Source organism: Mycobacterium sp., from assembly GCF_036488105.1.
GTDB lineage: Bacteria > Actinomycetota > Actinomycetes > Mycobacteriales > Mycobacteriaceae > Mycobacterium.
Window position 1 is genome coordinate 1 of record NZ_DASXHW010000554.1, and the last position, 18839, is coordinate 18839.

Here is an 18839-nt window from a genome sequence, read left to right on the forward strand (position 1 = left end):
ACCACGCTTGCTAACTGGTAACTTTTTCCCAGGTAACCTGGTTTTAACACCCCGTAATGACTATGATTTGTCCTCAGCATCAGTTGATAAACGAATTCCCCTGCCGACAAGCCGGTCGGTGAAAGGAAGTTCAACGGTGAACGCTCGTGGTGTTAACCGACTGGGCCCGCTGGCATTCGGAGTGGCCCTGAGTGCGGCAGTGGCGTGCGGTACGCAGCAAGTCCTTCCCGCGACGAACTCTGTGGTGAACGCCGCTGCCAGCATTGAAAGCACCGCGCTCACCAACGACGACGGCGGCGGCGTTATCGCCGGGCATATCGCCACTATCAATCGGACTCCTGCGCAGTACATGGGCGGGGGCTGCGAGCGGGAGCGCCGACCGAACTGCAATCGCCCCGGGCGAAGGTCGACTCGTCGTTAATGTGAGCGCCCACGTCGTCCGATCGGGTAGCAATAGCGACATTGTCCTTCGACGCTAAATCAACGCTGATCGCCGCCGTCGGTGGCGTCTACAAGCGCCCGGAGTCCGGAATTGCGGCCGCAATCTCCGATAGATCGAACAAAAACCGAGCAAAAATTGACGGTATCTCTCGAGTTTATTCCGGATTCGCATCAGAGTGACCGCTGGTCAGGACCATACCGTTCATCGCTGATCAGAAGTCAAAGCCTGCAGAACAGACTTGACAGGTGTCACAGGCAATACCAGTGATAATCGCCACCGACCCAAATAAGAGCTGAGGACTTTTTCAAAAATTATTAGACTTTGTTCGAACAAAATTAACGGCTCCGCATATGCTGAGCCACACAGCGCGACGAGCGTTGATGGCGATAAAGGCGCAAATGGCGTTTCTCGGGGAAAGGTAAAGCGATGAAGAGCGCTCGTGCTTTAATTCGGCTGGGGTTGCTGGCCGTGGGGTTGGGTGTAGGAGCAGCGTTCGCTTCGATGCCCGCAATCGCCTCGGCAGACACGTCCAGCGACTGGCTGTCGGCGGTCGACAGCTTTCTCAGCACTGCGGTCCCGGCCGCGGGCACGACGCCGGCCTTGAATATGGCCATCTCGATGGACGGGTTGACTCTGTTCCAGTCAGGCGACGCGTACGCCACCTCGGGTGCCAACGGGGACATTGCGATCGCGAACGGCGCCGGCGCAACTGCGTACGCGTTCGGCACCGATAACTACGCGAGTGTCGACGGCACTGATTCGTCGGCCGTGGCCGGTGGTTATAACGCAGCCCAGGCAAGTGGCTCAACTGACGACACGGCCTTCGCTTACGGCAACAACGACTTCAGTTACGCCGGCGGCGACGGGGCCTCGCACCCCGGCACCTTCGACTACGCCGTCATCTTCGGCAACAACGACACTGCCTTGTCCGGCGGCGACGCGGCGGGTGGGGGCAGTTACGACGGCGCCTACGTCGAGGGCAACAATCTCGGGACGGCTCACGCGCAGGGCGCTGACTACCTCGCCGACATCCTGAAGTTCTATGGCGATGGGTCGACTACCACCACCGCTGCGGCTGCTGAGAGCGGCGGGCATCTGACTGACCTGCTGTCGGGCGGTTCGGGTGCCGCTGCCGACGCCAGCAACCTCTGGACTGAACTGCTGTCGTCGTTCGACGGTGGGAGTGCGGCTGCGGACGCCAGCAACCTGTGGACTGAGCTCGCCTCGCTGTTCTAAAGAACCAGCCTGCCGGGTCGGCGGCCGCCGTTAGGGAGGACGGTGGCCGCTGACCTGGGCAGGCGCTGATCAGCATCGGCCGGGCAAGCGATGCCGCCAGCGTTTGCGGTACCGCGTCAGAGGGGCCAGGTAGTCTGACTGGACGGCATTTCAGCCGTTCTGAGTCTGCGAGGACAAGTCGACCGATGCGCAACATCATGTCGGCCGTGCTAATAGCGGCCGGAGCCCTGCTGGGCTGGTCCGGCATCGCGGTCGCCGGCGCGGACTCGGCGTGCACCAGCTTGGGTGGCGCGCTTCAAGATGACCAGACGTGCAACGTGCACGTCTCGACGTCGACTTACACGCTGGCCATGACGTTCCCGGTCGATTACCCGGACCAGGCGCTGACTGACTTCCTCACCCAGAATCGAGATGGCTTCGTCAACGTCGCGCAGACGTCGTCGCAGACGTCCGGCCCGCGAGAAGTGCCGTACCAAATGGATGTCACCTCCGAGCAGTACCACTCCGGCCAGTCGCCCGCCGGCACCCGAAGCGTGGTGCTCAAAGTCTTCGAAGATCTCGGCGGCCCGCGCCCGTCGACCTTCTACAAAGGTTTCAACTACGACCTCGGTGAACAAAAAGCGATCACCTTCGACACGCTCTTCGCGCCGAACACCAAACCGCTGGACGCGATCTACCCGATCGTGCAGCGCGAGATGGGAAAGAAAACCGGGCTAGGCGCCGCAATCCTGCCCGGATCCGGCCTGGACGCCTCGCATTATCAGAACTTCGCCATCACCGACGACGAGCTGATCTTCTACTTCGCACCTGGTGAGTTGCTGCCATCGCTGGCCGGCGCCAGCCAGGTCCACGTCCCCCGCAACGCGATTCCGCCACTGGCCGTCAAGGGCTAGACGGGCCCGGCCCGTCAGCTCGGGGCGAAGCTGTACACCTGACCATCGCTGGTCGCGGCGACGATCCGGCGATCATGGCCGATCGAGACGCCCACGGGATAACCCGTTGCCTCCGGCAACCCGTAGCTGTTGAGCGTGCGGCCGCTCCCGGGGTCGAAAACCAGCAGCGTCATGCCTCGCGCGCCCTCGCCGGGGCCGCCGGTCACGACGGCGTAGCCGACGCCGCTCCCGGCCAGGCTTGACGTCGACAGCGGGCTGACGTCGTTGCGGCGCCACACTTCCTGAGCGTGGTCACCGGCGTCCTTGACGGCGACGAGACGGGTGTCCGGGCCGCCACCTGACACGATCAGCCCGCCCGGTGTCACCGATGGCGGCGTCTGCGCCTGAAACTTCAGCGGAATCGACCATTTCGGCTTGCCGTCGGCCGCGTGCAGTGCCCACAGTCGCTCGTCTCGCCCATTGACGTAGATGGTGGATCCGTCGCTGGAGGCCACCGGGCTGGCCAGTGCGCCAGCAGCGACCGCGTTGCTGGTCCACTCCCGGGTCAGCAGCGGATTTTGGCCTGGGTGGTACTTGAGCCCGACCAGCACTGGCGCGGAGGCGTCCGGTTCCCACAGGCCCACCACGATCATCCCGTTCGCTTGCGCGAATGCGGGTGCGGCGGCAATGGGGCAGCCCGCCAGGGCGGCCCCGCAATCGGAGAGCCCGCGGGTGAAGTCGCTCGGGTCGACGTTGTCCACCAGGTCGACCGAATTGCCGACGACGGTGCCGCGATGGCTGTCGAATACCTGCACCTGTCCCAGGTGCGTGACTACGAGCAGTTGCCCGTGATCGAGAATCCTTGGCGTGGAAGGCATTCCCATCACCGGGCGTCGCCAGCGGATCCACTGGGTCGGGGGAAAGGACACGATCGCCCCGGGCTGGCCGACGTAGAGATTGTCGAAGCCGTCGAACAACGGGCTGGCAAGGCCGCCGCCCTGGAACAGCCGTGTGCACCACCGCTGCCTGCCGTTGTCGTCGTTCTCCCACTCCATCAGTGAGCAGCCGCCCGGTGTCTGCGCGTTCGCCGCGAGCCAATTGCGCGAGCTGAGCGCCACCGCTGCCGCCAGAGACCCCTTCACCGAGCGGGTCCAGCGCAGGGTCAGCCGGTGCGCGCCGGCGGTTGGGCTGTAGCTGCTGTTGGCCGCGTCGCCGTACTGGGCGGGCCAGCCCTCCGCCGGCGTGGTTTCGACCCAGGAGTCGGTATTGCCGCAACCCGCCATTGCGGCCGTCACAACGACCGCCGACGCCACGGATGACCAATGCCGCACAGTGCGACGGGGAATCGGCCAGGGCACGGTGCGAGGGTAACCTGCGGCGGCTCGCTTCCGGCTGATTGCCCGCTTCGCCGTGCTTCACGCTACGGCGATAGGCTTTTCGGCCATGACGAGCATGTGGGGTGCCCCGATCCATCGCCGCTGGCGGGGGTCGAATCTGCGGGACCCACGCCAGGCCAAGTTCCTCACGCTGGCCTCGCTGAGGTGGGTGCTGCGCAACCGCGCGTACAGCCCCTGGTACCTGGTTCGCTACTGGCGACTGCTGAAGTTCAAGCTGGCCAACCCGCACATCATCACTCGCGGCATGGTATTCATCGGCAAAGGTGTCGAGATCCACGCAACGCCGGAGCTGGCGCAGCTGGAGATCGGGCGCTGGGTCCACATCGGCGACAAGAACACGATCCGCGCGCACGAGGGCTCGTTGCGCTTCGGAGACAAGGTGGTGTTGGGCCGCGACAACGTCATCAACTGCTACCTCGACATCGAGGTCGGCGACTCGGTGCTGATGGCCGACTGGTGTTATGTCTGCGATTTCGACCACCGGATGGACGACATCACGCTGCCGATCAAAGATCAGGGCATCGTCAAATCCCCGATCCGTATCGGCCCGGACACCTGGGTCGGTGTGAAGGTGACCGTGTTGCGCGGCACCACCATCGGCCGGGGCTGCGTGCTGGGATCACACGCCGTGGTCCGGGGCGACGTGCCGGACTTCTCGATCGCGGTGGGGGCGCCGGCCAAGGTGGTCAAGAACCGTCAGCTGGCCTGGGAGACTTCGGCGGCTCAGCGCGCCGAGCTCGCCGCGGCGCTGGCCGACATCGAACGCAAGAAAGCCGCCCGCTAACTCAGTTCATGCTTTGGTAGCGGCGCAGCGCTTCGCTGCGCTCCGCGCTGTGGTCGACGATCGGTTCGGGATAACCAGAGGGTCGATCGCTTTTGGTCAGCGTGACGTCGTCGGCATCAGCGAGCTCGGCGACCCAGCGCCGCACGTAGTCGCCGGCGGGATCGAACTTCTCGGCCTGCCTTGTCGGGTTGAACACCCGGAAATACGGTGCGGCATCGGTGCCGCATCCCGCGGACCACTGCCAGCCGTGCTGGTTGCTGGCCATGTCGCCGTCGACCAACTGGTCGAGGAACCACCGGGCGCCCCATTGCCAGGGCAGGTGCAGGTCCTTGACCAGAAACGATGCGACGATCATCCGCACCCGGTTGTGCATGAAGCCGGTTTCACGGAGTTGACGCATGCCGGCGTCGACGATCGGAAAGCCTGTCTCGCCGGCTTTCCAGGATTCGAAGTGCCGCTCGGCGTCCGCGTCGGTATTGAATTCGATGGCGTCGAAACCGCTGTTCCAATTCCGCCAGGCGCTGTCGGGCCAATGATGCAGTACTGCGGCGTAGAAGTCGCGAAAAGCCAACTCTCGCAAATACGCTCGTGCGCCGGCGTGCCGCTGGTCCAAGTCGGCGACCATGGTCCGGGGGTGGATCGTGCCGAACTTCAGATGGGCCGACATCCGACTCGTGCCGTCATGGTCGGGACGATTCCGGTCGTCGCCGTACTTCTCGAGTCCCGTGTCGACGAACTTTCTCCACTGCCGTCGCGCGGCAGCCTCGCCCGCGGGCAGGTCCAGTTCGACGCCCCGGTCTGGTATCTCGACCCGCTTGGTGCGCATGCCCAGCTCGGTGGGGTCGACCCAGTTCGCGGACTTGGCTCCGGATCGGGCAGCTGACCGCCATCCCATCGTGTGCCATCGGCCGAAGAAGGGGGTGAACACCTTGTACGGCTCGCCGTCGTCCTTGGTCACGCGCCCCGGTGAGACCAGATACGGCGACCCCGTCGCCACCAGCGGCACGTCGCCCAACGCCGAGCGCACGCGGTCGTCGCGTTGCCGGCCGTAGGGTGCGAAGTCTTCGGAGACATGCACCGACGGCGCCTCAATCTCCTTGACGAGCGCAGGAATGCGCTCTTCGGGCCGACCCCGCGTCACCAAAAGCCGTCCATCCAGATCGTCTCGCAACTGACGCAACGAATCGCACAGAAACTGCATCCGGCGGCTGCCCGAGGACGCCTCCAAACGGGGATCGAGGACAAAGCACGCCAGCACCTCGTCACTGTCGGCGGCCGCCCTGAGCAACGGCGGGAGGTCGCGCAGTCGCAGGTCTCGGCGGAACCACAACAACGCCGGCATCAGCGGGTCAGGGCTTTCATCTGCGGTTGAGTACCCAAATGTGGCCCGCCATTACGGTGGCGAAGGCACACCACAGCGGATACGGCACCAGCGCGGCGCCCGCCCGCGGATCGGCCGCGACGGTGCGCCTGGCCAGATCGGTGCTACTGGCGGCCAGCACGGCCGCGCCGATCGCCGAGGCGCCCAACTTCTGGTGCTTGAAGAACAGCCAACTCCACCCGGCGTTGAGGATCAGGTTGGCGGCCAGCGCGACAACGTAGTTGCGGGCTTCGTGGTCACGCCCTTCCGCGCGCAGTCGGTCGATCGCGGTCGCAGAGGTCACCGCGATGTCGGCGTACAACGTAGTCCAGGCGACCGGAAACACCCCGTTGGGTGGCACATAGCTTGGTTTGCGTAAGCGGGAGTACCACCAGGTGATCCGAGGCTGGCTGGCGATGCTTCCGATGCCTGAGGTCGCGCCGACGGAAAGGGTCGTCGCGGCCAGTATCTGCTTATTCACCTGAAATCCCTTCGACGTCGACAAGTCTTTCAGTAATTTAAGTATTAATCAACTGAAGTAATACCCGAAAGCGGGATAAGCTGAACAGCGTCATGGGCCCCGATGAGACGGCGGGCGGCCGAGCCGCACTCGAACAGCAGATTTCCGCTCATCTGCGAGTGATGACGGCTGAGTCCGAACAGATCGGCCGCTCGTTCGCCGCCGTGCATGACGTGCGGCCCACCGACTTTCGCGCTCTGCTGCATGTCATGGTTGCCGAAACCGCCGGGGCGCCAATCACGTCCGGCGAGCTCCGGCAGCGCATGGGGCTGTCGGGCGCGGCCATCACCTATCTGGTGGACCGGTTGATGGCGTCTGGCCACATCACGCGCGAGTCCGACCCCGGCGACCGGCGCAAGGTGATCCTGCGTTATTCGGATTCTGGCCTGGCCACCGCGCGAGCATTCTTCGCCCCGCTGGGAACCCACGCCCATCAAACGATGCACGGCTTGTCCGACGAAGACCTCTCAGCTGCCAGTAGGGTTTTCGCCGCCCTGGTCGCGGCTATGCGCCGATACCAGGATGAGCTGTCGTCGTGGAAGCCGCCCGAGCGGCCGGCCGATTGAGCCACGGGGACCAGGAGGGAGGTGCTGTGCCAACTGATTCGAACGGGATGACGACCCGCAAGCGACGCCACATCGACGTGTGCCTTGACGACCGGGTGACGTATTCCGGTGTCACGACAGGGCTGGAGCGCTACCGGCTGCCGTACAACGCGCTGACGCAGACCAGCCTCGCCCACATCGACCTGTCGACCAGCTTTCTCGGTGTGCCCCTACGGGCGCCGATCCTGGTCGGCGCGATGACCGGCGGCGCCGAGCTGTCCGGGACGATCAACAAGAATCTGGCCGGGGCTGCGCAACGGCTCGGCATCGGAATGATGCTTGGCTCGCAGCGGATCATGTTGGGCAGTGCGATGGGGGAGCAGGCGGCGTCCAGCTTCACCGTCCGCGACGTCGCGCCGGATGTGTTGTTGTTCGGCAATATTGGGCTCGCGCAGCTGACCACCGCTGCGGTTGACGACATCTCGAATGCGCTGAAGCGAGTGGGCGCCGATGCGCTTGCCGTGCATACCAATCCATTGCAAGAGGCCGTCCAGCGAGACGGCGACGGCGACTTTTCCGGGTCGCTCGACCGGCTGCGACAGGTCGCCGCAGCACTGGAATATCCGGTGCTGCTCAAGGAAGTGGGTCACGGCATCGGCACCGCGGCGATCGCCGAGTTGACGGGCCAGTCCGGCGAGTTGCCAGTGGCCGCGATCGACGTCGCGGGTGCCGGCGGTACCTCATGGTCACGCGTGGAGCAGCTCGTCCGCTACGGCGAGGTGCGTTTCCCCGACCTGGCCGACTGGGGGATACCGACGGCGCAGGCCATCGTGGAGGTGCGTCAGGCTCTGCCTGTCGTCCCGCTGGTGGCCTCTGGTGGCATCCGCACCGGCATGGACGCGGCAAAAGCATTGGCACTGGGCGCCGACGTCGTGGCCATCGCCCGTCCATTGCTGGCTGCGGCGATCGAATCCACTGAGGCCGTGGTGGATTGGCTGCAGCGCTTTATCGACGAGCTGCGAATCTGCTTGCATGGTGCCGGTGCTGCGGACCTACTGGCCCTGCGCCACATCGGCATCAGCCCGATCCAGTAAAGCGTTGATCGACAACATTTTTCGGCGAGCTGCCGAAGGCCTGCTCAGCTGAGGTCGCTGGATGCGGTGGCCGGAGCCGTCGACGGCTTGGAATTGTTAACAGCGATTTCGGCTTCAAATGTCGACATCGCGGCGATCATCGCGCCGAAAACCCGGTGAGCGGCAAGCAGATCCCGGTCGGGTAAGCCGGCGAGTGCGGCGCGCAGGTGCGCGCCGAGCGGCTGAAAAAATCCGTGGGCCAGTTCCATGCCGCTTTCTTCGTATCGGAGACGGGCCTTGCGTCGATCCGAGGGGTCCGATTCTCGGCGGACATGGCCGGCATCGATCATGCGATCGACGAGGTAGGTGATCGCCGCCGGCGAGACGTCCATCCGCTGCCGTAACTGAGCCATAGTCAGCGGCGTCCCAGCCGTCTCGGCGACCATGACGTGCAACAGCGCGTGGAAGTCGTTGCCACTCACGTCGTTCTGGCGCGCGAAATGGCGACCTATTCGGTCGGACTGTGCTGTAACCGCCCGCATATCAGCCGACATCAGCTGTTCCAGCTCTGGCCTGCTGGGCGGTGAACCGTTTGTGCCCCGATTAGTCACCTGATCGCATCCTTCTTAGCGAATCTTCCGTTCAGCGTATCGGACACCCGCTGGATCAGCGAGAATCCGCCGGGAAGCCAAATCTCTCCCGCCAGCGCAACGGTATCGCGGTACCGCGTTCGGTACAGCGTAATGACCCGCTTTGGTGGGCCATCGGGATCTGAGCGGGCACGGGACGGGACTTTTGAGTCATCAAGTGGGACAACAGTAGTCGCCGTTTCAGGACTTACTTGAAAAGTAAGCTGTCGCCGCCCGCGACCCGATGTGCAACCCGCGCAATGGGCGTATTGCGGTTTTGCGACATCTGCTTGAGCCGTGCGAAGGCTATAGCAGCGTCAATATCGAAACGCTCCATTGGCCTGCCCTTGGCCTGGCCGATATGTGTGCTTCCCGGTCGTCAGTTGTCGGGTCGCAGTGCATCTGGCTGGCGGCAGATACCCGATGAACGCGCCGCCGGCTGCCGATGCCACTACCCATTCTCCGATTCACACTATAAACTTAAATATTCATATTATGAAGGAAGTGTGACTTAATCATCCCGGCTGGTCGGTAACGGGCGAAAGCGGGTATACCGCCTCCGTGCGGCGGGCCCAGCTGCTGCGGATCTGAGCTAAGCGAGGAGTGTGCGATGCGCTGCGTCATCTTCGGCGCCACCGGCTACCTAGGAGCGCGGTTGGTTCCCGAGCTGTTGTCGGCGGGTCATGACGTCCGGGTGATGGCGCGAACGCCGGCCAAACTTGACGATGTGCCGTGGCGCCAGGACGTCGAGGTGGTTGAAGGTGACGTCGCCGACGCCGACACTGTGCGGCGGGCGCTCGATGGTCAGCGCGTTCTCTACTATCTGGTGCACTCGATGCTGAGCACCGATTTCGTCGACCTGGATGCGCGCGCGGCCTCGATCGTGGCGGATGCCGCTAGGCAGGCAGGGCTCTCGCGCATCGTGTACGTGGGCGGCATCATCGCCGATCACCAGCATTTGTCGGACCACTTGGCGTCGCGAGCCGAAGTTGGCCGGCTGCTGCGTGACTCGGGAGTGCCAACTGCGGAACTGCGGGCGGCGGCCATCATCGGAGCCGGGTCGGCGAGCTTCGAAATGCTGCGGTACCTGACCGAACGACTGCCGTTGATGGTCACACCGAAATGGCTGCGAACCCGGGTGCAACCCATTGCGATCCACGACGTGCTGTATTACCTGACGAACGCGGCAGACTTGCCGGCCGACGTGAGCCGCCCGTTCGACATCGGCGGTCCGGACACATTCACCTACACCGAGATGATCCGCAAGTATGCGGCGATCGCTGGGCTGCAGCGCCGACTCGCCATCCCGGTGCCGGTACTGACTCCGTACCTGTCCTCGCACTGGGTGAACCTGATCACCCCGCTGCCGCGGTCGTTGGCGTCGTCGTTGATGAAATCGCTGGAGAACGATGTCGTCTGCGCCGAGCACGATATCGCCCAACACATCCCAGACCCCGAAAAAGGCCTGACGCACTACAAAGACGCGGTCGAACTCGCACTGGAACGGACGCGCGACACCGCGCTGACCACTCGCTGGTCGCGCTCGAGACAAGAGGACTCACCGTCCCAGCCGCTGCCCACCGACCCAGCCTGGGCCGGTGGATCGCTGCACGAGCAGGTGTCTGAACGGCAGGTCGACGCCGATGTCGAGACGCTGTGGCAGGTGTTTGAGTCGATCGGATCCGAGCACGGCTGGTGGCGCGTCGAGCACGTCGATCAGCCCCGGCTGTTGCGGCTGCGCGCGGATGTTCCACTGCCGGGCCGCCTTTGGCTCGAGTTGTCGGTGCGTCCCGAGGGCGACGGTCGTTGCAGCTATCGGCAACGGGTGGTGTTCCAGCCATATGGTCTTGCCGGTGAAGTCTTTTGGACGGCGTCCAGTTGGCTTCGTAGCGCGGTGTTCGGCGGTATCGCGCGCGACATCACCGCAAAGGCAAACGGCACAGAGGTTTCCACGCGAACGTAGCGGGCGAACGGATCACGGCGTACTGGCACGCAGCTGATAGCGGCGTTCGGCGTAGGCCAGGTCGTCTTTCCACAGCCGGGCCGCGGCGATGCGCATGAGCCCGGTGATCAGCGGGGCGGCATGACGGGCCCGCTTGAATCCGGTCCGGTCGGAGTGGGCGACGGTGGCTTCGATCACCGCCGTTCGCGGCCGATTGTCCGGTCCCAAACCCAATGGGGTGGCGTGAGTTTCGACCACGCTGCCCGCTCCTTCGCCGTCCACGATGCGCATCACAATGGTGCGCGCCTCGGGGCTGGTGAACTCCGCAACCGTCGGTACGCCGACCCGGCCGATCCGGAACGTCACCGCGACCAGGAAACGGTCGGCTTCTTCGGTCGGAGTGGTCAGCACTTCGAGTCGGGTGAACGAATACGGGTGGTACCACGCGCCGTGCCAAGGATCGAGGCGGTTGGCGATGACGTCGGACGGTTCGCAGGTGCCGACCATTCTCGCTACGGCGTCCAGTGTGTCGCCGGCTGGTCTGGCCGGAATCACCGGCTGATCGAGCGGCTCCTCGCCACCGACATCGTCCAGACGGACCCAGGCGAGCACGCCGTCGTCATAGCTGGGCAGCGGCCGCCACCCGAATTCGTTGGTGTCCGCGTCCAGGCAGAGTCCGTGCCATCGGCAGATCAGGGCGCCGTCGTGCACGGCCGCGGTTGCCAGGTCGGCACCGAGATGGGGGCAGCTGCGCGGGCCGACCTGCAGTCGGGATTGCTGATCACGCCAGGCGACCAGCTCGACGCCGGCCACACGAGTACCCAGCGGCCGACCGCTGCGCACATCGCGGCTCGCGGCGAAGGTGTACCAGTTGCCGGTCGGCCGGCGCTGCGACCGCTGCAGCGCGGCGTCGATGATCGCGGGCGAGGCCTCCCGGTATGTCGGACGCTGGTCGGCCCACGTCAGAGGCGGGATCGCCTGCAGCGGCCAATCTTTGGGCCAGCGGCGCCGCACGTTGTCGCCGATGCTCATTGTCGCGGATCCCTTTCTCGGCCGGCCAGATAACGCAGCAGCGCCCAACGGCCTTGGGTGGGAACCGTACTCAGGGCGTGGCCGGCGAGTCCCCACTGCGTCAGTAAGTGGTTGGCGGCGGTCCATCCGGTGGTGGCCGCACGCTCCATCAGCGCCACTGGCAAGTCGATGCGCACCCCGTCGCCGGCCAGCAGCAGCCCCGGCAGTGGTGTCACGACGCCGGGCCGGTGCGCGTGGGTGCCCGGGGCGAAAAGCGGGCAATCGCGGTGCTGCAGCATGCGTTCGTGAACCACTCGCGCCAAGCGGGTCTCCGGGTAGAGCTTGTGCAGCTGGCTCAGCATGGCTTTTTGCGGATGTGTGGATTCCACTGCGTACGAATGTAATTCGATAACGGAGCCTCCGGTCGCCCGCGCCCAGTCGCGAGCTTGGCGTTCGTATCGATCCAAGACGCTGATGTTGTCCAGCGGCTCGTGGCCGGCCGTACCGAGAAACGCCGGTCGATCAGAGGACACCGGGCGGTCAAGCCACAGGCGCTGCACCATGAACGGCGGGGCGGTACGCAACTTCTTGATCCGCGCTCGCCAGAAGTCGTCGCCAAGGCTCGGTGAGGCCGCGACAATCTGTTGCAAGCCGGCCACGTCGGTGGCCAGCACGACGGCGTCGGCATCCATCTGATCGCCGGTATCGGTACGGACCTGGAATGTCTGATCGTCGTCGAGAGCGATGCTCGTCACCGCCCTGCCTTGGTGGAATCGCACCCCGAGGCCGGCCAGATATTGCTGTAGGGGCTGCCACAGCGCGGTGTCGTAGTTGGCGTTGGCAACGTCGAAAATCAGTCCCTCGCTGGAGCCGAGGAAGTAGATGTGGAACATGGTGGCCAGTTCCGCGGCCGACAGCTCGGTGGGGCTGGCGAAGAAGCTGCGGGAAAACACCTCGAAGGCCAGATGCCGCGCGGCCTCGGGGAAGTTGATGCTCTTCAGGAACGTCTCGGCGTCGACGTGATCGATGCGGTGATAGATGTCGGGCAGCGACACCGCGGCAAGCGGGGCAGCGGCACGCGCGTCGATGCGGGTGAGGTCTGTGAGGCGAAAAGTCGGGCTGCGCAAGGCGAATACCAATGCATTCCATGGCGGGTTGCGCGGTAAACCACGGAACGTGTCTTGTCGTCCGGCACCGTCGATGAGCGGGTAATCGTCGACCGGGGTCAGCATGGACAACGACGTGTCAACCCGGCTCAGCAGCGCCCGCAAGTTGTAGTACTGCCGGAAGAAGGCGTGGAAGCCGCGGTTCATGGCGAGCTCGACGCCGTCGGAGTGATCGGTCCAACCGCCGACCCGCCCGCCCAGGTAATTCTCCCGTTCGATGACGTCGACGCCGACGCCGCGTTCCGCCAGACCCGTCGCGGCGGCCAGGCCCGCGATTCCGGCGCCGACGACGACCGCCCGCGGTCGCGACGGCAGGGCCGTCGCGCTGTGCAGGCCCTGCGGCGCCGGAAAGGTGCGGCGACGGCGATCGATCGTCACGGCGCATCCCCGAGGAAGGTGTGCGCGATCTGGGTCTCCCAACCCGGCATCGTCTCGCTGCGCACCGCGGTGAAGCCCGCGTCACGCAGCCGCTGCCGTAATTGCCTTGCGCCGTCGAATGTCAACACGCTGCGCCACAAATGCTTGTACAGCGTCGCGTCACCGGTCTGCAGCCAGCCGGAGGGAATGATGATGCTCCAGCAGACTGCGTGCCACACCAGGGTCGCGGCCCGCGAGTCGCGTACCGAGTAGTCGTGCACGGCCAGCGTGGCGCCGGGCGACAACAGGTCACGCAGAGCCCGCAGCTGGGTGTCGGGATCGGACAGGTTGCGGATCAAATACGCGGCCAGGATTCCGTCGAACGGGCCGACGACGCCGTTGTCGGCCAGGCCTTCCACGGGCGTGTGCACGAACCGGACCGACGGGGGCCATGACTTGTTCTTAGCTACGTCGAGCATTCCGGCCGACGCGTCGATCGCGACGATGTCGGCGTGCGGGGCGACGCTCAGCAGCGCGGCCGTCGACGCGCCGGTGCCGCAGCCGGCGTCGAGCAACCGCAGCCCGCGGCCCTGATCGGGCAGGCGCATTCGCTGTGCCGAAAGGCGAAGGTGGGCATGGTATCCCGGGCTAGCGCCGACGAGTCGATCGTAGGCTGGGGCGCCGACGTCAAATGCGGCCGGCACCTCAGTGCGGGGGAGACCGGTGTTACCGACGTTCACGTTGTCGCTCCCATAGCAGCAGGACGGCGGTCACCAGTGCGAAGCCGAAGAAGAAGTCCTCGATTGGAATGTCGAGCGGAAAGCGGATGCCGCTGGTTTGCCGATTGTCGTACACCACGATCGGGGCAGTCAGCTTGGTCAACCAGCCGTCGACCAGGATCTGGAATCCGATCACGATCAGCATAGACAGCCAGTAGGCCGGGCGCCGAAAAAGCCCGGTGCGCAACACCGTCACCTCGAGCGCACCGACGGCGAGCGCCGCCGCGATGGCAGGGACGGTGTAGCCGACGCCGCTCATCGGCGGTTGACCCGATTGAGGATGGCGCTCACCGCGTTGTAGGTCAGCAAGGCGCACAACGGAATCACCAAAAAGAACACGACCTCCTCGATCGGCATCCGAACCGGGATGTTCACTCCGGTGACGTATGCCGGGTTGTACGTCCACAGGTGGCTGCCGATGGCCACCTCATCCCAGAGTACGAGAACGGCGGCGACGGGCAGCACAGCGCGCGCGGCCCGCCAGAGTTGGCGGTAGACGCCGGGTCGAAAGATCTCCAGCGGCAAGGTGATCGCCAGGCAGGCCGCCAGAACGATGAGGTACTGCCCGTGATCCACTACGCCACATCGGATCTGCGATCGCCGGATGCGGCCGGGTGCGTCAACCGGGCTCGCCACGAACGCAACAGCCCAGCGCCGGCGACGCGCAGCCGTCGGCCGTTGCCGACGGACGCGCGTTGGGTGAACACCGCAAAGTCGCAGTCTTCGATGCGGTCGAGGATTTCCGAGTACAGCGTCAGCGCTGTCGCGACGCACGGCCGTGACCGTGGTTCCAGCATCGCGACACCGTCCGCGGCGTAGCGGTAGACCTGCCGCGCGACATCATGCTGATCGGCCAGCGCGGTACGGACCCGGCGATCGGTCCGGCGATTGTCGTGGCACCACATCAGCACGTCGCGATCGACGCCGTGGGCGGCCAGTTCATCGGCCGGTAAGTACACACGTTGGCGCATCAGGTCTTCGTCGACGTCCCGCAAGAAATTCGTCAGCTGAAAGGCTCGGCCCAGCGCCGCCGCGCGCGGAGCGGCCTCGTCGGCCGGGCCGACCGTGCCCAAGATCGGAAGCACTTGCAGGCCAATCGCTTCCGCTGAACCCTTCATATAGAGGTTGAGTGCGGGGCGGTCCGGATAATCGGTGATGGTGAGGTCCATCCGCATCGAGTTCAGGAAGTCGTCGAACAGTTCGTCAGCGATGGCGTAACGCCGGGCGGTGTGCCGCACGGCGGCCAGCACCGGGTTGGCCGGGTGTTCCTCAGCGGAAAAGAATTCATCGGACAACTCCTGCAGCCGTGCCGCCCGGGTTGGGGTATTCAGGGCCGGATCGAAATCGTCGAGAATGTCGTCGGCGTACCGGGCAAAGCCGTAGAGCGCGTGGATCGGTGGGCGCTGATCGGGCGCCAGTAGCCGGGTGGCCAGAAAGAAGGTGCGGCCGTGGGCTGCGTTGAGGGTGCGACAGCGCCGGTAGGCACCGCGCAGGTCGGGATCTTCGATGCCGGCCGCGGTCAGCTCGGTACGGATCATGACCGACCTGCTTTCGCCACAACCGTTCGCTTCGACCCGTCGACGATGCCGGTGATGCGGTCGGCGGCCAGTCGCCCGGAGATCATCGCGGTGGGGACCCCGACGCCGGGCACGGTCGACGATCCGGCCAGCACGGCATTGTCGATCCCGCGCAACGTGTTGGCCGGACGGAACGGCCCGGTCTGGGCGAAGGTGTGGGCCAGCGCGAACGGGGTGCCCGCGATCATCCCCTGACGGGCCCAGTCCTCGGGGTTGACGACATGCAGCACCTCGGCGCCGTCGCGAAAGCCCGAAATCAGCCGCGCGCCAACGGTATCGATGAGCTGCTCGGTGTAGCTATCGCCGATGCGCGACCAGTCGACCACACCGCGGGTGAGGTTCGGCGCCGGGGCAAGGACGTAGAACAGCTCGTGGCCGCGCGGTGCCAAGCTCGGGTCGCTGGCCGTCGGCCTGGTGACGAGCAGGGACGGATCCTGCATCAGCCTGCCGTCACGGATGATGTCGGTGAACGTCTGATCCCAGTGCTCGCCGAAGACGATGTTGTGGTGTGCCAGTGAATGATCCGACGACGGCGCCTGGCGGCGGCCGATGTGTGCGACAACGGCCGACGGTGCCGGCCGAAGACGACCGATGCGACGAGGTTCGCGGCCCAACAAGGCGTAGGTGGTAGGCAGTTCGGTGGTCAGCACGACGGCATCGCAGGCGATGCGCTGATCGGTGTCGGTCAGTACGGCTGCCACCCGGCTGCCGGTGCGCTCCAGGCCGGTGACCGTGGCGCCGTAGACGAAGTGGACTCCGGCATCGGTGGCGGCCGCGGCCAGTGCGTCGGGCAGTGCCCGCATGCCGCCGCGCGGGAAGTAAACCCCCGAGACGGTGTCCATGTAGGCGATCACCGCGTACACGGCGAGCGCTTTCTTCGGCGCCACGCCCGCGTACAGCGACTGGAAGGTGAAGACTCGCTGCAGCCGCGGGTCGGAGATGTGCCGACTGACCATGGTGTCCCACTTGCGGAATCCACCCAGTGCCGTCAGCCGGGCCAGTTGCGGATTCACCATCGACAGTGGGGAATCGAAGTTCTCGGCGATGAAGCCGTTGAACTCGGCGTGGTAGAGCCGCGTCAGCCAATCACGCAGCTTCCGATAGCCCTCGGCCTGCTTGGCGCCGGCGAATTCTCGAATGGTGACCGCCATGAGGTCCGCGTCGCTGTGCACGTCGAGGCTGCTGCCGTCGGCGAACTGCGCACGGTACGCCGGGTCCACCGTCATCAAATCCAGTCGGGCCGAACGATTTTCGTTGACCGCGGCGAAGGCGTCATCGATGATGTCCGGCATCGTCAGCACGGTCGGCCCGGTGTCGAGCCGATAGCCGCCGACGTCGAGGCGTCCGGCCCGTCCGCCGGGCCAGTTTTCTCGTTCGACCACCGTGACTTCACGGCCGCGCCCGGCCAGATGTAGCGCCGCGGACAGGCCGGCCAGACCGGCGCCGACAACGACCACCCGGCTGTTCGGGCCCGCAACGGTCCTCATTCGGATCGCTCCGTGCAGACGGCAGCCATGTTCGCCAACCCGGCCCGCACCGGCTCGCCGACCCGAAGATCCTCGAGCTCATTAAGCGCGGACGAGACCCGGCTGCTGATCATGTCTTCGATCCTCTGCACAGCGCCTGTCGTGACAATCAACGTACGCCAGCGCTCGATCGCGTTGTCGTCGAGATCGCCGCTGTTCATCAGCTCGGTGAGCTGCCGGCGGGTGGGCGGGTCGGCCAGGTCGTGCGCGGTGATGACCACGCTGGTGGGCTTGCGCTCGATCAGATCTTGGCCGGTTGGCTTGCCGGTCACCGTCTCGGCGCCGAAGACCCCCAGCAGATCGTCGCGCAGCTGGAATGCTTCGCCGACCGCTTCACCGTAGCGGCCCAGGCCGGAGACGGTTCGATCGCTGCAGCCGCTCATCGCCGCGCCGATCTCCAGCGGCCGGCGCACGGTGTAGTTGCCCGATTTGCGCCGCGCCACCTCCAGCACGGTATCCATCGACGGCAGGTCGCGGATATCGCTTGCCAGATCAGCGAATTGGCCAATTGCGAGCTCGGTGCGCATAGCGTCGTAACGCGGCCAGGCCTGCTGCAGGCGGCGATGGTCGAGGCCGCTTTCGCGCAGCATCTGTTCGGCCCAGATCAGACAGAGATCGCCCAGCAGGATCGCCGCCGATTCGCCGAATCGCTCCGCGGGGCCGGATAGCTGCCGATTTCGATGCCATTGGCTGAATTGGATGTGTGCGGCGGGACGACCGCGGCGCGACGAGGCGGCATCCATGACGTCGTCCTGCAGCAGCGCGAAGGCGTGCAGCAGTTCCAGTCCGGCGGAGGCGAACAGCGCCTCGTCGCTGTCCTGGGCGCCGGCCAGCCAGCCCAGATACATGAAAGTCGAGCGCAGGCATTTGCCGCCCGCTACGAACTTCATCAGGATGTCGCCGGCCACTTCCACGCCTGACTCATCGAGTTCGGCAGCGCATCGGCCGGTCACGAACTCGGTCAGATGTGTCAAGACCTTGCGGCGCAACCCGATGCGCCATACGTCGAACTGTGCGGGATCTGACCAGAATTGTTGGCTGCGCTCAATAGGCTGCACGGATGGCGCTAACGACAGCGCACGCACCTCGCCCATTGAAACCCCTCTCGAAGGGTCGGGTCGCGACCAACCCGTACCGCCCAGACTCACCGGCTATACCTCCCAAACGACGAAGGCAAACACGTCCGCTCGGCAGATTAATTTCACAAGATTAAAGTTTAACTTACTGAACATCTGCCCCGCTCGCCAGAGATATCTCGCCTAGGGTGGGTCCATGACCGCAGCGCAGCGTGAACGAAGCGCACTGGTGACCACGTTTCGCGAGGTGGGGGCCGACGCACCGACGCTGTGCGCCGGTTGGAAAACACGCGATCTGGCTGCTCATCTGGTCGTTCGGGAACGCCGTCTCGATGCGACGCCGGGTATCGCTTTACCTTTCTTCGCCGGCTACACCGAGAAGGTGCAGAACAAGGTTGCGCAATCGACCGGCTGGGATGACCTGGTCAACCTGGTGTCACCCGGTCCGCCGATGTACTCGCCGTTCAAGCTCCTCGATGCGGTCGCGAATCTCGGCGAGATGTTCATTCACCACGAGGACGTGCGCCGAGCCATCGACGGCTGGCAG

The 18839-nt window shown here is 65.2% G+C and carries 20 protein-coding genes; 7 read left to right on the forward strand and 13 right to left on the reverse strand.

Annotated features, from left to right (window positions below):
- Nucleotides 1-943: 943 nt before the first annotated feature.
- Entirely contained in the window at nt 944-1678 is a 735-nt protein-coding gene (locus tag VGH54_RS29055) for a hypothetical protein (protein ID WP_331515633.1), read from the forward strand.
- A gap of 185 nt (nt 1679-1863) precedes the next feature.
- Nucleotides 1864-2571, forward strand: coding sequence for an esterase (locus VGH54_RS29060; RefSeq protein WP_331515634.1), 708 nt, complete (start codon nt 1864-1866; stop codon nt 2569-2571).
- Between the two features lie 14 nt (nt 2572-2585).
- Here the strand turns inward: VGH54_RS29060 and VGH54_RS29065 are convergent, their stop codons facing one another.
- Complete coding sequence (locus VGH54_RS29065; RefSeq protein ID WP_414688835.1) at nt 2586-3863, reverse strand: PQQ-binding-like beta-propeller repeat protein; 1278 nt, start codon at nt 3861-3863, stop codon at nt 2586-2588.
- A 130-nt stretch (nt 3864-3993) separates the two neighbouring features.
- On the opposite strand from VGH54_RS29065, the gene VGH54_RS29070 reads away from it, so the two are divergent.
- A complete protein-coding gene (locus tag VGH54_RS29070) occupies nt 3994-4731 on the forward strand; it encodes an acetyltransferase (RefSeq protein ID WP_331515635.1) in 738 nt (245 codons plus the stop codon).
- Nucleotide 4732: 1 nt separating this feature from the next.
- On the opposite strand, the gene VGH54_RS29075 is transcribed toward VGH54_RS29070, so the two are convergent.
- Both VGH54_RS29075 and VGH54_RS29080 read right to left on the reverse strand, forming a co-directional pair.
- A complete protein-coding gene (locus tag VGH54_RS29075) occupies nt 4733-6073 on the reverse strand; it encodes a deoxyribodipyrimidine photo-lyase (RefSeq protein WP_331515636.1) in 1341 nt (446 codons plus the stop codon).
- 16 nt (nt 6074-6089) lie between these two features.
- Nucleotides 6090-6572, reverse strand: coding sequence for a TspO/MBR family protein (locus VGH54_RS29080; protein ID WP_331515637.1), 483 nt, complete (start codon nt 6570-6572; stop codon nt 6090-6092).
- Nucleotides 6573-6664: 92 nt separating this feature from the next.
- On the opposite strand from VGH54_RS29080, the gene VGH54_RS29085 reads away from it, so the two are divergent.
- Entirely contained in the window at nt 6665-7177 is a 513-nt protein-coding gene (locus VGH54_RS29085; protein WP_331515638.1) for a MarR family winged helix-turn-helix transcriptional regulator, read from the forward strand.
- A 47-nt stretch (nt 7178-7224) separates the two neighbouring features.
- Nucleotides 7225-8250 (forward strand): type 2 isopentenyl-diphosphate Delta-isomerase, encoded by a 1026-nt coding sequence (fni, locus tag VGH54_RS29090; RefSeq protein ID WP_331515652.1) that lies wholly within the window; start codon nt 7225-7227, stop codon nt 8248-8250.
- 44 nt (nt 8251-8294) lie between these two features.
- Here the strand turns inward: fni and VGH54_RS29095 are convergent, their stop codons facing one another.
- Nucleotides 8295-8783, reverse strand: coding sequence for a MarR family winged helix-turn-helix transcriptional regulator (locus VGH54_RS29095; protein ID WP_331515653.1), 489 nt, complete (start codon nt 8781-8783; stop codon nt 8295-8297).
- 283 nt (nt 8784-9066) lie between these two features.
- Complete coding sequence (locus VGH54_RS29100; protein WP_331515654.1) at nt 9067-9219, reverse strand: ANTAR domain-containing protein; 153 nt, start codon at nt 9217-9219, stop codon at nt 9067-9069.
- Between the two features lie 249 nt (nt 9220-9468).
- On the opposite strand from VGH54_RS29100, the gene VGH54_RS29105 reads away from it, so the two are divergent.
- Nucleotides 9469-10821 carry an NAD(P)H-binding protein gene (locus VGH54_RS29105; protein ID WP_331515639.1) on the forward strand — a complete coding sequence of 451 codons (1353 nt, stop codon included), beginning with the start codon at nt 9469-9471 and terminating at the stop codon, nt 10819-10821.
- Nucleotides 10822-10833: 12 nt separating this feature from the next.
- Here VGH54_RS29105 and VGH54_RS29110 read toward each other — a convergent pair whose 3' ends face one another.
- From VGH54_RS29110 to VGH54_RS29145, 8 genes are read right to left on the reverse strand one after another with little or no spacing between them, the layout of a single operon-like run.
- Nucleotides 10834-11832 carry a DUF5914 domain-containing protein gene (locus VGH54_RS29110; protein ID WP_331515640.1) on the reverse strand — a complete coding sequence of 333 codons (999 nt, stop codon included), beginning with the start codon at nt 11830-11832 and terminating at the stop codon, nt 10834-10836.
- Entirely contained in the window at nt 11829-13355 is a 1527-nt protein-coding gene (locus VGH54_RS29115; RefSeq protein ID WP_331515641.1) for an FAD-dependent oxidoreductase, read from the reverse strand. Before VGH54_RS29115 ends, VGH54_RS29110 begins: the two co-directional genes overlap by 4 nt.
- Nucleotides 13352-14074, reverse strand: coding sequence for a class I SAM-dependent methyltransferase (locus VGH54_RS29120; protein WP_331515642.1), 723 nt, complete (start codon nt 14072-14074; stop codon nt 13352-13354). Before VGH54_RS29120 ends, VGH54_RS29115 begins: the two co-directional genes overlap by 4 nt.
- On the reverse strand, nt 14061-14372 hold the full coding sequence (locus VGH54_RS29125) for a lycopene cyclase domain-containing protein (RefSeq protein WP_331515643.1): 312 nt from the start codon (nt 14370-14372) through the stop codon (nt 14061-14063). The genes VGH54_RS29120 and VGH54_RS29125 overlap by 14 nt, the downstream gene beginning before the upstream one ends.
- Entirely contained in the window at nt 14369-14689 is a 321-nt protein-coding gene (locus VGH54_RS29130; RefSeq protein WP_331515644.1) for a lycopene cyclase domain-containing protein, read from the reverse strand. Before VGH54_RS29130 ends, VGH54_RS29125 begins: the two co-directional genes overlap by 4 nt.
- On the reverse strand, nt 14689-15651 hold the full coding sequence (locus VGH54_RS29135; RefSeq protein ID WP_331515645.1) for a phytoene/squalene synthase family protein: 963 nt from the start codon (nt 15649-15651) through the stop codon (nt 14689-14691). The genes VGH54_RS29130 and VGH54_RS29135 overlap by 1 nt, the downstream gene beginning before the upstream one ends.
- Nucleotides 15648-17177, reverse strand: a complete 1530-nt coding sequence (gene crtI / locus VGH54_RS29140) for a phytoene desaturase family protein (protein WP_331515646.1) — start codon at nt 17175-17177, stop codon at nt 15648-15650. The genes VGH54_RS29135 and crtI overlap by 4 nt, the downstream gene beginning before the upstream one ends.
- Entirely contained in the window at nt 17174-18310 is a 1137-nt protein-coding gene (locus VGH54_RS29145) for a polyprenyl synthetase family protein (protein ID WP_331515647.1), read from the reverse strand. Before VGH54_RS29145 ends, crtI begins: the two co-directional genes overlap by 4 nt.
- A 178-nt stretch (nt 18311-18488) precedes the next feature.
- Here VGH54_RS29145 and VGH54_RS29150 point away from each other — a divergent pair.
- A partial coding sequence (locus tag VGH54_RS29150) for a TIGR03085 family metal-binding protein (protein ID WP_331515648.1) occupies nt 18489-18839 on the forward strand: 351 nt, incomplete at its 3' end.